This is a genomic window from Dechloromonas sp. ZY10, assembly GCF_041378895.1.
GTDB lineage: Bacteria > Pseudomonadota > Gammaproteobacteria > Burkholderiales > Rhodocyclaceae > Azonexus > Azonexus aquae.
The window spans coordinates 2,913,387-2,927,586 of sequence record NZ_CP144212.1; the positions used below are offsets into that span (position 1 = coordinate 2,913,387).

Here is a 14,200-nt window from a genome sequence, read left to right on the forward strand (position 1 = left end):
CCTTACCCCCCTACCCCGCCAAGCAGCGAGGCCACGCTACTGCCGATCAGGTTCAGCAAGGGCGCCGGCCATACCCCCAGAGCGATGATCGCCAGCACCAGTAAAGTCGCCGCAAACGTCTCGATCCGATCGAGATCGGCCATCTGTTGCACCGGCCCCGGCAAGCATAAGCGCCCGATCACCCGCAAGCTGGCTGCTGCCGCAATCAGCAAGGCCAATCCGAGCACCACGGCCCAGCCCCCATGACTAACCAGCACCGCCAGTAACACATGCACTTCGGCAACAAAGCCGGCACTGCCGGGCAGGCCGAGTACCGCCAGCCAGCCAAAGGCGATAAAGACGACAAAACGCGGAGCTACGCCTTGCAACGAGCCATAGTCGGCCAGATCCCGGCTGTGCTGGCGCTGATACAGGAGCCCGACGATCAGGAACAACAAGGCCGCAGTCAAGCCGTGCGCAACCATCTGCAAGACCGCTCCGGTCAGCCCTTTGACTTCAAGCGAGGCGATCCCGAGCAAGACCACGCCCATGTGCGAAATCGACGAATAAGCCACCATCGCCTTGAGATCCTGTTGCCGCCAGGCCAGGATGCCGCCGTAAAGCAGGGAGCCGAAAGCCAGGATCACCAAGGCTTGCTGCGCCGCCAGCAAGCCGGCGGGCAGAGTCTGTGCTGCGCGAATCAGACCATAAGCCCCCATTTTGAGCAGGATGCCAGAGAGCAGAATCGACACCGGACTGGGCGCTTCGACGTGGGCCAGCGGCAACCAGCCATGCACCGGAAAAACCGGCATCTTGACCCCGAAGCCGAGGCAGAGCCCGGCAAAGATCAGCAACTGCACGCGTGGTTCCAGCGCCTGTCCGCCGACAGCCATGTCGGCCATGGCAAAGCTGTGACCGGGCGCGGCGTCATAAAGAAAAAGCAGGGCCACCAGCATGAATACCGAACCGCCGAGGGTATAGAGAAAGAAATTCAGCGCAGCCCGTTGCCGGTCGGCGCCCCCCAGACGGTCAATCAGGAAAAACAGGGGAACCAGCGTGGCCTCCCAGAAAACATAGAACAGAGACCAGTCGCGGGCGCTGAAAACGCCAAAAATCGCCGATTCGAGCAATAGCAGCAAGGTGTAATAAAGACGGCCGCCGCGCGCCGTCTGACGGGACACCAGTACCGCCACCAAGGTCAGCAAGGCGGTGAGCAGCAGCAAGGCAACCGCGATACCATCGACCCCGAGGGCAAAATAGGAGCCAAGCCGGGCGTTCCAGGCCTGGCTTTCTTCAAACTGGAATACCGGCCCCGCCGGATCGTAGCGCCAAGCGATGATCACCGTCAGCGCCAGCACCCCGGCAGAGAAAACTCCGGCCAACCGCCAGCGCCCGGCGCTGCCCAGCCCAGGCCAGGCTCCGGTCAACAACGCCCCGACCACCGGCAGAAACAACAACAGCTTCAGCACACGCCCCCCCGGGTCGAGCGCCATCGTTGCAGACGGCCCGCCATTTTCGTCCCCATTATTTTTTCATCCGGCGATTATGCCAGCGGTACCCCGGTTTGACAGCCCATGTCGGCTTGGATAAATTCGCCGCTTCCCCAACCCAGAAATAATTCCACAAGGAGCTCTCTCATGGCCGTTCTCGTTGGCAAGCAAGCCCCGGACTTCACCGCCACCGCCGTCTATGGCGATAACGAAATCAAGGAACTCAAGCTGTCCGACTTCAAGGGCAAGCCGGTCGTCCTGTTTTTCTACCCGCTCGACTTCACCTTCGTCTGCCCGTCCGAACTGATTGCCTTCGATCATCGCCTGGAAGAATTCAAGCAACGCGGCGTCGAAGTCATCGGCGTCTCGATCGACTCCCAGTTCACCCACCTCGCCTGGAAAAACACCCCGGTCAAGGAAGGCGGCATCGGCCAGGTCGGCTATCCGCTGGTCGCCGACATCAAGCATGACATCTGCCGTGCCTACGATGTTGAACTCGAAGCTGCCGGCGTGGCCTTGCGCGGCTCTTTCCTGATCGACAAGAATGGTGTGGTCATGCACCAGGTTGTAAACATGCTGCCGCTGGGGCGCAACATCGACGAAATGCTGCGCATGGTCGACGCCCTGCAGTTCTTCGAAGAACACGGTGAAGTCTGCCCGGCTGGCTGGAACAAGGGCAAGCCCGGCATGACCGCGACCCCTGAAGGCGTCGCCTCCTACCTGGCCAAGAACGCCAAGAAGCTGTAAGTCGGCCCCATGCTGACAGCCCCGGTCGTTTTTTGCGACCGGGGCTTTTTTATTTAGCCGCACCAAAATGCTGCAAACCGGCTGCAATCCGTTAAAATCCTTCGGATAACAGCAAACGCTTATCCCAAAACCATGGCAGATCAGGAATACCTCAGCACCCGACAGGCCGCACAACGCCTTGGCGTCTCCCTCGGAACCGTTCAGAACATGGTTGAAAGCGGCGCGCTTGAAGCCTGGAAGACGGCCGGCGGCCACCGCCGGATTCCGGTCGCGTCAATTGATGCCGTGCTCGCGCGCCGGCGGGCAGCACTGGGCAAGGACAACAACGGCATGCTCGACCTGCTGATTGCCGAGGATGAGCCGATGTTGCGCACGTTGTATGAATCCACCATCGAAAGCTGGAACCTGCCGATTCGCCTGCGGATGGTCGAAAACGGCTTCGACGGGCTGATCGAGGTCGGCCAGAGAACGCCGGACATTCTGATCGCCGATCTGATGATGCCAGGAATGGATGGCTTCGAAATGATCCGCCGGCTGCGCGAAAAACCCGAACTGGCGCAGATGGACATCATCGTGATCAGCGCGATCGAGCGCCATCTGATTGCTGAAAAAGGGCTGCCCAGCGATGTTACCGTCTTTGGCAAGCCAATTCCGTTTCACGAAATCAAGGGCTTTGTTCTCGGCCGCTTGGCGGCCCAACAACGGACGGTCTGAGCACTCTCAGCCACCGGCAAGCCGGCTCTCCGGCCGCCTCGCCGCGCTCAGCGCGGCGGGAACAAACTGTCAGGCAAGAGCGGTCTGCCCCAACCAGCGGGTTACCCCGGCCGGCGCGGAGGAACCTTCCACAAAGCTGGCAAACTCCCAACAATCCTGGTGCTCAAGCAGGGCCCTGGCCAGCTGGTTGTTGAGCGCATGCCCCCCCTTGTGCGAGGAGTAGGCTGCAAGCAGGGGATGCCCGAGCAAATAGAGGTCGCCGACAGCATCGAGAATCTTGTGCTTGACGAACTCATCGCCATAGCGCAAGCCATCCTGGTTGAGCACCCGGAACTCATCGAGAACGATCGCGTTCTCCAGACCGCCACCGAGCGCCAGCCCATTCTCGCGCAGGAATTCGACCTCCTGCATGAAGCCGAAGGTGCGGGCACGCGACACTTCGCGAACGTATGAATGCTCGGCGAAATCGATTTCAGCCGTCTGCGCCGATTTGTCGATTGCTGGGTGATTGAAAACAATCGAGAAAGCCAGACGATAGCCATCATAAGGCTCGAAGCGCGCCCATTTGTCGCCATCCCGCACCTCGATCGGCTGCGTGACGCGAATGAATTTTTTGGCCGCATTCTGCTCTTCGATACCTGCCGACTGGATCAGGAATACGAAGGGCGCGGCAGAGCCGTCCAGAATGGGAACTTCGGGGGCGTCGAGATCGACCCATGCATTATCAATACCAAGACCGGCAAAAGCCGACATCAGATGCTCGATGGTACCTACCTTGACCCGACCGCCAGCCGCCTCCATTTCAAGACAGGAGCACATGCGGGTATCGCCGACCATCATGGCCTGCGCGGGCAATTCAACCGGCTCCGGCAAATCAACACGGCGGAAGACGATACCGGTATCCGGAGCGGCCGGGCGGAGGGTCATGTTGACCTTGACACCACCGTGCAATCCGACGCCCGAAGCGCGGATCAACGTCTTGAGCGTGCGTTGCTTGAGCATGCCATTGAATTCAGAAAACAGGGGAAGGCGGGGATTGTAGCACAAACCCCCGCCCACCTTTTTCAGAGAGAAGCCGCAGATGCAGGCTCAATCTGCCTGCTTGCGCAGGAAAGCCGGAATGTCGTAGCGATCGACACCGCTGTTGGCCAACGCCTCGACCGTCACGTTACGCTTGCGAACTACTGCCGGCACATCGGCAATCTGGTTGTAATCAATGGCGGGCGCTGCAGCAAAAGCACCGACAGCATCGTGCGTCCCGGTCGCCTGCTGCACCACTGGAGTGTTGATGACCTCAAACGTATGACGACCACGAGTCACCGCAGCAACCTGACCAAGGCCGGTCGCGACCACGGTCACGCGCAGCGAGTCGCCCATCGCTTCGTCGTACACCGCACCGAAAATAATGTGCGCATCTTCCGCTGCAAAGGTACGCACCGTATTCATCACCTCGTTGACTTCCTTCATCTTGAGGTTGCCACGCGCCGCAGTGATATTCACCAGCACGCCACGGGCGCCGGACAGGTTGACCCCCTCCAGCAGCGGCGAAGCAACTGCCTGCTCGGCGGCAATCCGGGCCCGGTCTAGGCCGGAGGAAACGGCAGAGCCCATCATTGCACGCCCCATCTCACCCATCACCGTGCGCACGTCTTCGAAGTCGACGTTCACCAGACCCGGATAGGTAATGATTTCGGCAATGCCGCCAACCGCATTCTTGAGCACATCGTCGGCGGCCTTGAAGCAATCATCGACATCGGCGTCTTCACCCATCACTTCCATCAACTTGTCGTTGAGGATCACGATCAGGGAATCGACATGCTTGGCGAACTCGGCGATCCCGGCCTCGGCCGATTTCATCCGCTTTCCGCCTTCAAAGCTGAACGGTTTGGTCACCACGCCGACGGTCAGGATTCCCATTTCGCGAGCCACTTCGGCCACCACCGGTGCTGCACCAGTCCCGGTGCCGCCGCCCATGCCCGCAGTGATGAACGCCATATGCGCACCGTCCAGAGCAGCACGAATGTCGTTGCGATGCGCTTCGGCGGCTTGCTGACCCTTTTCCGGCTTGGCACCGGCACCCAGCCCGGTTTCGCCCAGCGTCAGCTTGGTTGCCGCCGAATTGCGCCCGAGCGCCTGGGCATCGGTGTTGGCAGCGATGAACTCGACACCATTGACCCCCTGCTGAATCATGTGCTCGATGGCATTGCCGCCGGCACCGCCGACACCGAACACCTTGATGATGGTACCGCTCTCTTCCTTTTCAATGATCTCAAACATGACGACCTCCTCTGAAAAAACTCGAATGGTGCTTCACGCACCTCAAAAATTCTTGGCAAACCACTGTTTCATGCTGGAAAAGACATCGCCGAAGCCCTGCTTTTCCTGAATCTTCAGCCCCCGTTTCCGCTGCGTCTGGGCTTCCAGCAGCAAGCCATACGCTGTCGAGAAACGCGGGTTCTGAACCACATCAGCCAAGCTGGCGTTGTATTTCGGAGCCCCCAGACGCACCGGCATGTGGAAAATTTCTTCACCCAGCTCAACCATTCCCGGCATGATGCTGGCTCCGCCGGTCAGCACGATCCCGGATGACAGCACCTCCTCGAAACCGGAGCGGCGCAACTCGTTCTGGATCAACTCATAGAGCTCTTCGACCCGTGGCTGGATCACGTCGGACAAGGCACGGCGCGACAGCTTGCGGCTGGGCCGGTCATCGACGCCAGCCACATCGAGGTTCTCGCTCATGTCGGCAAGTTGCGACAGCGCACAACCAAACTTGCACTTGATGTCCTCAGCTTCGCGGGTCGGCGTACGCAGAGCCATGGCGATATCGTTGGTGATCTGATCGCCAGCGATCGGGATCACCGAAGTATGGCGGATCGCCCCCTGCGTCCAGATTGCGATATCGGTCGTACCACCGCCAATATCGATCAGACAGACCCCGAGTTCCTTCTCGTCGTCGGACAGCACGGCATAACTGGAAGCCAACGGCTGCAGCACCAGATCATTGACCTCAAGGCCGCAGCGCCGGACGCACTTGACGATGTTCTGGGCCGCCGAAACCGCACCGGTCACGATATGTGTCTTGACCTCGAGGCGCATGCCACTCATCCCGATCGGCTCACGAATGCTGTCCTGGCCGTCGATCACGAATTCCTGCGTCAGGATATGCAGGATCTCCTGGTCCGCCGGCATCGGCATCGCCTTGGCGGTTTCGATGACGCGATCGATATCTGCCTGCGTCACTTCCTTGTCCTTGATCGCAACCATGCCATGCGAGTTGAAACTCTTGATATGGCTGCCGGCAATCCCGGTATACACGTCGCGCACCTTGCAGTCGGCCATCAGCTCGACTTCCTGGATCACCCGGCTGATGGTGTGCACCGTTTCCTCGATATTGACCACCACGCCTTTTTTCAGGCCGCGCGAATCCTGTGACCCCATCCCGATCACATTCAACAAGCCCTCCTGGTTCACCTCGGCAACCAGGGCGACAATCTTCGACGTACCAATGTCGAGACCGACAATCAGATCCTTGTTATCCCTGCTCATATCCCTACTTTCCCTTGCTCTCGGCCGCGACACGCATCGCAAAGCCGTTCGGATAGCGCAAATCCACCACCGTCGGCCGCAGCTGACGCTTGCCTACGGCCTCCGGATAAAACTCGACAAAACGTTGCAAACGAACCCCAATCGGCGACTTGCTCTGCTCGCGCCCCATGTCGAGCAACAAACCGTTCTCCAGCCGCATCTGCCAGGCCAGGCGCGGCGACAAGCTCACCATTACCGGCTTTTCCCCCAGCGGTGCCAAAGCCTCGCTGAATGCCGCGTAGCGCCCCAAGACTTCCGGGGCGGTTCCCGCCGGGCCGTTGAGGGTTGGCAAACTCGCCAGATCCACCTCGACTGGAGCAGCAAGGAACACCTCGCCATGGGTATTGACCAGTTCGCCCTTGCCCTCGCCCCAACGGGCTGCCGGAACATGCTCCTCTACCGCAACTTCCAGGCGTGACGGCCAAATCCTGCGCACCTCGGCCCGCCGCACCCAAGGCAAGGTTTCGAGCATGGCGCGCACCTGCTCCAGATTGAGGCTGAAAAAATTCCCTTTCAGCGCCTGCGGCAGAACCTGCTCGACCTCGGCCCGCCGGGTATGCGCCAACGCCTCGGTGAACACCACCTGCTGCACCGGCATGGCCGGGACCCGCGCCAGCCAGACCGCGACCCCGGCCACCAAGGCAGCGGTCGCAACCAGCACCAGCAGGTCGGCTATCGCGTTGAGCAGTTGTGGCTTGTTCCACATTCATCGCCTCAGTCGTTGGCGGCCAGTTCGAGCACCCGGCGCACCAGCGCCGGATAGTCCATGCCCGCCACGCGAGCCGCCATCGGTACCAGGGAATGATCGGTCATCCCAGGCGCCGTATTGATTTCTAGGAAATAGTGCCGCCCCTCGGTGTCCATCAGAAAATCGACCCGCCCCCAACCGCGTGCTCCAACGACCCGAAATGCGGCCAGCGCCTGCCGGCGAATTTCTGCCTCCTGCTCAGGCGGCAAGCCGCAGGGGCAAAGATAGCGGGTGTCATCGCGGTTATATTTGGCTTCATAGTCGTACCACTCGGTTGCCGGCTCGATTTTGACGATTGGCAAGGCTTCGTCGCCGACGATGCCGACCGTGTACTCCCCCCCCAGAATGCCGCGTTCGGCAATCACCAGCGCATCATGCCGTGAAGCTTCGCGATAGGCCGCCTCGACCCCGCCCGGCTGCTTGACCTTGCTGATGCCGATCGAGGAGCCTTCATGCGCAGGTTTGACAAACAGTGGCAAGCCCAAATGCGTTTCAACTGCAGCAAAATCGCTGTCGGCACTCAAAATTTCGTATTCCGGAACGGGCAACCCGGCAGCCTGCCACAGCAGTTTGGTCCGCCATTTGTCCATCCCCAGCGCGGAGGCCATAACCCCGGAACCGGTGTAAGGGATATGCATGACCTCCAGCGCCCCCTGGATGGTTCCATCTTCACCATGGCGACCATGCAAAGCGACAAATGCCCGGTCATAGCCCTTCAGCGCATCGAGCGGCTGCTCCGCCGGATCAAAGGCATGGGCATCGATTCCTTGTCCACACAAGGCGGCGAGCACCCGCGACCCGCTATTCAGGGACACCTCGCGCTCGGCGGAGGTACCGCCGAAGAGGACCGCGACTTTGCCAAAACCACTCATTTCATTTCTACCAGCTTGCCCGGCACGCCACCAATCGAGCCGGCGCCCATCGTCAGAATCACATCGCCCGCGCGGGCGACATCCAGAATTGTTTGCGGCATGGCCGCAATATCTTCAACAAAGACCGGCTCGACCTTTCCGGCAACACGCAAGGATCGTGCCAAAGCACGGCCATCAGCTGCCACAATCGGCGTTTCGCCAGCAGCATAAATTTCCGCCAACAATAAGGTGTCGACCGTAGACAGCACTTTGACGAAATCTTCGAAGCAATCGCGCGTCCGGCTATACCGGTGCGGCTGGAAAGCCAGCACCAGCCTGCGTCCCGGGAAAGCACCGCGGGCAGCAGCCAAGGTTGCGGCCATTTCAACCGGGTGATGCCCATAATCGTCGATCAAAGTCGCCTTGCCGCCATCGCGGGTGGCAATTTCTCCGTAGCGCTGGAAGCGCCGGCCAACCCCCTTAAATTCGGCCAGCGCCTTGATGATTGCGGCATCGTCAACCTGCACTTCGGTGGCAACGGCAATTGCTGCCAGGGCATTCAGCACATTATGCCGCCCCGGCAAATTCAGCACGATCGGCAACCGCGACACACTGCCGTTGACCCTGACGCAATCGAAGCGCATCCGGCCATCCTCGGCGACCACATTTTCCGCGTAAAAATTGCAGGATGAGGAAAAACCGTAGGTCACGATCTGCTTCGGCACCTGGGGCATGATCGAGCGGACATTGGCATCGTCGCCGCACAATACCGCAACGCCATAAAACGGCAGGCGATTCAGGAAATCGACAAAGGCCCCCTTGAGCCGCTCGAAATCGTGGCCGTAGGTCTCCATGTGATCGGCGTCGATATTGGTCACGACGGAGATTACCGGCGACAGGTAAAGGAAGGAGGCATCTGATTCGTCGGCCTCGGCGACCAGAAAATCGCCGCTACCCAGACGAGCATTGGCGCCCGCTGCATTCAACCGGCCGCCGATGACGAAGGTCGGATCGACGCCGCCTTCGGCGAGGATGCTGGTCACCAGGCTGGTCGTCGTCGTCTTGCCGTGCGTGCCGGCAATGGCGATGCCCTGCTTCAGGCGCATCAACTCGGCCAGCATCTGGGCGCGCGGCACCACCGGAATGTGACGCTCGCGCGCCGCCTGCACTTCCGGGTTATCGGCCTTGACCGCCGTCGAAATCACCACCGCATCGGCTGCTGCGACGTTTTCTGCGGCATGGCCGATCACCACCCGCACGCCCTGGTCCTGCAGCCTCCGGGTGGTGGCACTGGCAGCCAGGTCCGAGCCGGATACGCCGTAGCCGAGATTGGCCAGGACTTCGGCGATACCGCTCATACCGGAACCGCCCACCCCGACGAAATGGATGTTTTTGACTTTATGCTTCATTTCGCTATCTCCGCGCAAAGCTGCGCAACCGCCGCCGTCGCATCTGGTTTCGCCAGCGCCCTGGCCTTTTCTGCCATTTCCAGCAGTTGACCGCGTGAATAGTTGCGGATCAGCGCCACCGACTCCGGCGTCAATTCGCCTTGCGGACAAAGGAAAGCTCCACCGACATTGACCAGAAAACGGGCATTCGCAGTTTGATGGTCATCCACCGCATGCGGATAGGGCACCAGAATTGCCGGCACCCCGGCAACTGCCAGTTCGGCGACAGTCAAGGCTCCGGCCCGGCAAATCACCAAATCGGCCCAGCCGTAGGCACCGGCCATGTCGTCGATGAAAGCAACGCAGTGTGCCGGCACGCCGACCGCCGCATAATTAGCTTGCAACTGCTCAATGTGTTTTTCGCCCGCCTGGTGCACGATTTGCGGCAGTTCATCGGCCCCCAGCAGGCCCATGGCCTTCGGGATCACCTCATTCAATGCCTGCGCGCCCAGACTGCCGCCAATCACCAACAACCGGAGCGTGCCGCTCCGCTCGTGGAAACGCTCCGCCGGAGCCGATAGCGCGGCAATTTCCTGACGCACCGGATTACCCAGCCACTCGCCCTTGCGCAAGGCCTCGGGAAAACCGGTGACAATCCGGTCGGCGACCGCTGCCAGTACGCGATTAGCCAGCCCCGGCACCGAGTTCTGCTCGTGCAGGACCAGCGGAATCCCGGTCAACGCGGCCATCATCCCCCCCGGGAAAGTGATGTAGCCCCCCATTCCGAGCACCACATTCGGACGCACCCGACGCAGAGCCTGCCAGGCCTGCCAGAAACCGCGCAGCAAATTCACCGGCAGCAACAGTTTGCGCAACAGGCCCTTGCCACGCAGCGCCGAGAAACGCACCGGCACCAATTCATATCCATGCTGAGGCACCAGCCGCGCCTCCATCCCATCGGGATTACCGAGCCACAGCACACGCCAACCGGCCGCACGCAGACAATCGGCCACCGCCAGCGCCGGGAAGATATGTCCACCGGTTCCCCCAGCCATGATCAGCAAGGTCTTGCTCATAATTTTCCACCTCGCATCAATTGCCGGTTTTCCCAATCGATCCGCAGCAGGATCGCCAGCGCCGTACAGTTGGCGACGATCCCCGAACCGCCGAAACTCATCAGCGGCAAGGTCAGCCCCTTGGTCGGCAGCAGCCCCATGTTCACGCCCATGTTGATGAAGGACTGCACGCCCATCCAGACACCGATACCCATCGCCACCAAGGCCGGATACAACCGGTCAAGCTGGACACATAGGCGACCGATGGCGAAAGCCCGCTGGACGATCAGTGCGAACAACGCAATCACGGTCAACACCCCGACAAAGCCCAATTCCTCGGCGATCACCGCCAGCAGGAAATCGGTATGCGCCTCCGGCAAATAAAACAGCTTTTCAACGCTGGCACCGAGCCCGACGCCGAACAGTTCGCCACGCCCGAAAGCAATCAGCGAGTGCGACAACTGATAACCGCGCCCGAAAGCATCCGCCCACGGGTCCATGAAGCCGAAAACCCGGTCGCGCCGGTAAGGCGAGACGATGATCATGATCGTGAAGGCGATCAACAGCCCGACGATCAGCAGGGCAAACAGCCGGGCCTTGAGCCCGCCAAGGAAGAGGATCGCCATCGCAATCGAAATGATCACCACGAAAGCGCCAAAGTCAGGCTCCTTGAGCAACAGCATCCCGACCACTGCCATCGCCCCGAACATTGGCAGAAAAGCCTGCTTCAGATCGTGCATCACGTTGATCTTGCGTACCGTGTAATCGGCGGCATAGAGCACTGCAAACAACTTCATCAACTCGGAAGGCTGCAGGTTGGCGAAGCCCAGAGGCAACCAGCGCCGAGCGCCGTTCACGTCGCGGCCGATCCCAGGCACCAGCACGACGGCCAGCAGGATTACCCCAAGCATGAACAGCCACGGCGAATATTTCTGCCAGAAACCGAGTGGTACCTGAAAGGCGATGCCGGCCGCCACCAGGCCGACACACAGGAAAATTCCGTGACGGATCAGAAAATATGCTGGCTGATGATTGGTGAACCGACCGCCCTCGGCGGTGGCAATTGACGCCGAATAAACCATCACCAAGCCGGTAAACAGCAGGGCGAGAATGCTCCACAGCAAGGCATGATCGATTTCCGCAAGCTGGCGGCGGGGAGCATCAAGTGCCGAAATCAGCATGGCAAGGCCTCGACGGCAGCAATGAAGGCCGCAGCCCGATGAGCGTAATTGCGGTACATGTCCAGGCTGGCGCACGCCGGCGACAGCAGGACCGCATCGCCGACCTGCGCCTGCCCGGCCAGCCACTGTACTGCCGTGGCCATGTCGGCAAAACGCCGCAGCGGCAAATCGCAACCGGCCAGTGCCGCCTCGATCAGTGCAGCATCGCGGCCAATCAGCGCCACCGCCCGGCCGTGCGCCATCAAGGCAGCCTTCAGCGGTGAGAAATCCTGGCCCTTGCCGTCGCCGCCGAGAACGATGGCGACCTTGCAACCAAGTCCCTCGACTGCGGCCAACGTGGCCCCGACATTGGTCCCTTTCGAATCGTCGATGTAGCGCACACCCCGCTTCTCGGCCACCAGTTCAACCCGATGTGCCAGGCCTTGAAAGGCCTTGAGCGGCGCCACCAGCGCCTGCGGCTGAACCCCGGCGACTTCGCACAAGGCCAGTGCCGCCATCGCATTGGCAGCGTTATGCAGGCCGCTCAAGCGCAGTTCGGCCACAGCAACCAGCTTTTCCTTGCCGCGCCAGAGAGCGCCCTCGGCGTAACCATAGTCGACCGCACGCGGCGCCGGACCAAGGCCAAAGGTAATCATCTTGCGACCGCAGCGGCCATTGCTGATCGACCAGTCGTCGTCCCGATTGAGGATCATCGCGCCGCGTCCCTGGAATATCCGGGATTTGGCTGCGGCGTAATTGGCCATGCTCCCCGCGTAACGATCAAGGTGATCCTCCGACAAGTTGAGCACCGTCGCCGCCAGGGCATTCAGGTGATGCGTGGTTTCCAGCTGGAAGCTGGACAGTTCGAGTACCCAGACCTCCGGCAGCTGACCGGCATCTTCGGCATCCATCAATGCATCCAGCGCCGACGGGGAGATGTTGCCGCAGGCGACCGCGCTGACGCCGGCGGCGTTGAGCAGGTATGCGGTCAACGCCGTCGTCGTCGTTTTTCCGTTGCTGCCGGTGATCGCCAGGATTTTCGCCGGCGATTGCAGGGCATGCACCCCGGCGGCAAACAGTTCGATTTCGGAAACCAGCGGCAGCCCGGAAGCGACGATGGCCGGGATCTCCTTGGCGACGCCGGGGGAAATCGCGATCAGGTCGATGCCGGCAAAGGTCGACGGCGAGAACTCGCCGGTCAGCAATTCGGCCTGCGGCGCCAATGCTTGCAGTTGCTCGACATTCGGCGGTGCCGTCCGCGAATCGGCAACGCGCACGCACGCGCCCTGGCGCGTCAGCCACTTGGCCATCGCCAACCCGGACTCACCGAGCCCGATCACCAGGATGCGTTTGCCTTGCCAGTTCATCTCAGCGCAGCTTCAAGGTAGACAAGCCGACCAGCACCAGCATGATGGTGATGATCCAGAAGCGCACGACGACCTGGGTTTCCTTCCAGCCGGTCTGCTCGAAATGGTGGTGCAGCGGTGCCATGCGCAGGATGCGCCGGCCCTCGCCGTATTTTTTCTTGGTGTATTTGAACCAACTGACCTGCAGCATCACCGACAGGGTTTCGACCACGAAGACCCCGCCCATGATCACCAGCACGATTTCCTGGCGAATGATCACGGCGACGGTCCCCAGGGCTGCGCCGAGCGCCAGCGCGCCGACGTCGCCCATGAAGACTTCTGCCGGATAGGCGTTGAACCACAGGAAACCCAGCCCGGCCCCGGCGATCGCGCCGAGCAGGATGCACAACTCGCCAGCCCCCGGCACGTAGGGAATCAGCAGGTACTTGGCGTACACCGCGTGGCCGGTGACGTAGGCAAAAATCGCAAAGGCACCGGCGATCATCACCGTCGGCATGATTGCCAGACCGTCGAGACCGTCGGTCAGGTTGACCGCGTTGCTGGTACCGACAATCACGAAATAAGTCAGCACGATGAAGCCGACCACGCCCAGCGGATAGGCCACGCTCTTGAAGAAGGGGACGATCAGTTCGGTCTGCGCCGGCGACTTGGCCGAATAGGCGAGGAACAGCGCGGCGCCGATGCCCAGCACCGACTGCCAGAAATACTTCCACTTGGCCGAGAGGCCGGCCGGGTTGCGATAGACCACCTTCTTCCAGTCGTCGTACCAGCCGACGATGCCGTAACCGAGAGTGACGACCAACACGGTCCACACGTACTTGTTGCTCAAATCGCCCCACAGCAGGGTGGTGACACCGATCGCAATCAGGATCAGCACGCCGCCCATGGTTGGCGTGCCGGACTTGACCAGGTGCGTTTGCGGACCGTCGGTGCGCACTGCCTGACCGATTTTCTTGGCCGCCAGCCAGCGGATCACGCGCGGACCGGCGACAAATGAAATCAGCAGGGCCGTCATTGCGGCCAGCACGGTGCGCAAGGTGATGTAGTTAAAGACGTTGAACAGGCGAACGTCCTGGGCAAGCCATTGGGCCAGCGCGAGCAGCATTAAACAAT

At 60.9% G+C, this 14,200-nt stretch carries 13 protein-coding genes; 2 read left to right on the plus strand and 11 right to left on the minus strand.

The genetic code is table 11. The annotated features are described in order from the left end of the window. Positions 1-2 precede the first annotated feature (2 nt). A complete protein-coding gene (locus tag VX159_RS13310) occupies positions 3-1,472 on the minus strand; it encodes a NuoM family protein (protein WP_371323368.1) in 1,470 nt (489 codons plus the stop codon). A gap of 144 nt (positions 1,473-1,616) precedes the next feature. Between VX159_RS13310 and VX159_RS13315 the strand changes: the two genes are divergently transcribed. Together VX159_RS13315 and VX159_RS13320 are read left to right on the plus strand one after the other, a co-directional pair. Then, the gene (locus VX159_RS13315) at positions 1,617-2,216 is read left to right on the plus strand and encodes a peroxiredoxin (protein ID WP_371323369.1); all 600 of its coding nucleotides are present in this window, start codon (positions 1,617-1,619) and stop codon (positions 2,214-2,216) included. Between the two features lie 132 nt (positions 2,217-2,348). Continuing rightward, complete coding sequence (locus VX159_RS13320) at positions 2,349-2,930, plus strand: response regulator (RefSeq protein ID WP_371323370.1); 582 nt, start codon at positions 2,349-2,351, stop codon at positions 2,928-2,930. Between the two features lie 69 nt (positions 2,931-2,999). Here the strand turns inward: VX159_RS13320 and lpxC are convergent, their stop codons facing one another. The 10 genes from lpxC to mraY form a co-directional block, all read right to left on the minus strand. After that, a complete protein-coding gene (gene lpxC, locus VX159_RS13325) occupies positions 3,000-3,932 on the minus strand; it encodes a UDP-3-O-acyl-N-acetylglucosamine deacetylase (protein ID WP_371323371.1) in 933 nt (310 codons plus the stop codon). Between the two features lie 87 nt (positions 3,933-4,019). Then, a complete protein-coding gene (gene ftsZ, locus VX159_RS13330; protein WP_371323372.1) occupies positions 4,020-5,207 on the minus strand; it encodes a cell division protein FtsZ in 1,188 nt (395 codons plus the stop codon). 42 nt (positions 5,208-5,249) lie between these two features. After that, on the minus strand, positions 5,250-6,479 hold the full coding sequence (ftsA, locus tag VX159_RS13335) for a cell division protein FtsA (RefSeq protein WP_371323373.1): 1,230 nt from the start codon (positions 6,477-6,479) through the stop codon (positions 5,250-5,252). Between the two features lie 4 nt (positions 6,480-6,483). Next, positions 6,484-7,224 (minus strand): cell division protein FtsQ/DivIB, encoded by a 741-nt coding sequence (locus VX159_RS13340; protein WP_371323374.1) that lies wholly within the window; start codon positions 7,222-7,224, stop codon positions 6,484-6,486. Positions 7,225-7,232: 8 nt separating this feature from the next. Then, complete coding sequence (locus VX159_RS13345; RefSeq protein ID WP_371323375.1) at positions 7,233-8,138, minus strand: D-alanine--D-alanine ligase; 906 nt, start codon at positions 8,136-8,138, stop codon at positions 7,233-7,235. Further along, positions 8,135-9,526 (minus strand): UDP-N-acetylmuramate--L-alanine ligase, encoded by a 1,392-nt coding sequence (gene murC, locus VX159_RS13350; RefSeq protein ID WP_371323376.1) that lies wholly within the window; start codon positions 9,524-9,526, stop codon positions 8,135-8,137. The genes VX159_RS13345 and murC overlap by 4 nt, the downstream gene beginning before the upstream one ends. After that, the gene (murG, locus tag VX159_RS13355) at positions 9,523-10,581 is read right to left on the minus strand and encodes an undecaprenyldiphospho-muramoylpentapeptide beta-N-acetylglucosaminyltransferase (RefSeq protein ID WP_371323377.1); all 1,059 of its coding nucleotides are present in this window, start codon (positions 10,579-10,581) and stop codon (positions 9,523-9,525) included. Before murG ends, murC begins: the two co-directional genes overlap by 4 nt. Next, positions 10,578-11,741: a putative lipid II flippase FtsW gene (gene ftsW, locus VX159_RS13360; protein WP_371323378.1), complete on the minus strand. Its 1,164-nt coding sequence runs from the start codon at positions 11,739-11,741 to the stop codon at positions 10,578-10,580. Before ftsW ends, murG begins: the two co-directional genes overlap by 4 nt. Then, the gene (gene murD / locus VX159_RS13365) at positions 11,735-13,087 is read right to left on the minus strand and encodes a UDP-N-acetylmuramoyl-L-alanine--D-glutamate ligase (protein ID WP_371323379.1); all 1,353 of its coding nucleotides are present in this window, start codon (positions 13,085-13,087) and stop codon (positions 11,735-11,737) included. Before murD ends, ftsW begins: the two co-directional genes overlap by 7 nt. A gap of 1 nt (position 13,088) precedes the next feature. Then, positions 13,089-14,192 carry a phospho-N-acetylmuramoyl-pentapeptide-transferase gene (gene mraY, locus VX159_RS13370; RefSeq protein WP_371323380.1) on the minus strand — a complete coding sequence of 368 codons (1,104 nt, stop codon included), beginning with the start codon at positions 14,190-14,192 and terminating at the stop codon, positions 13,089-13,091. Positions 14,193-14,200: the final 8 nt, after the last annotated feature.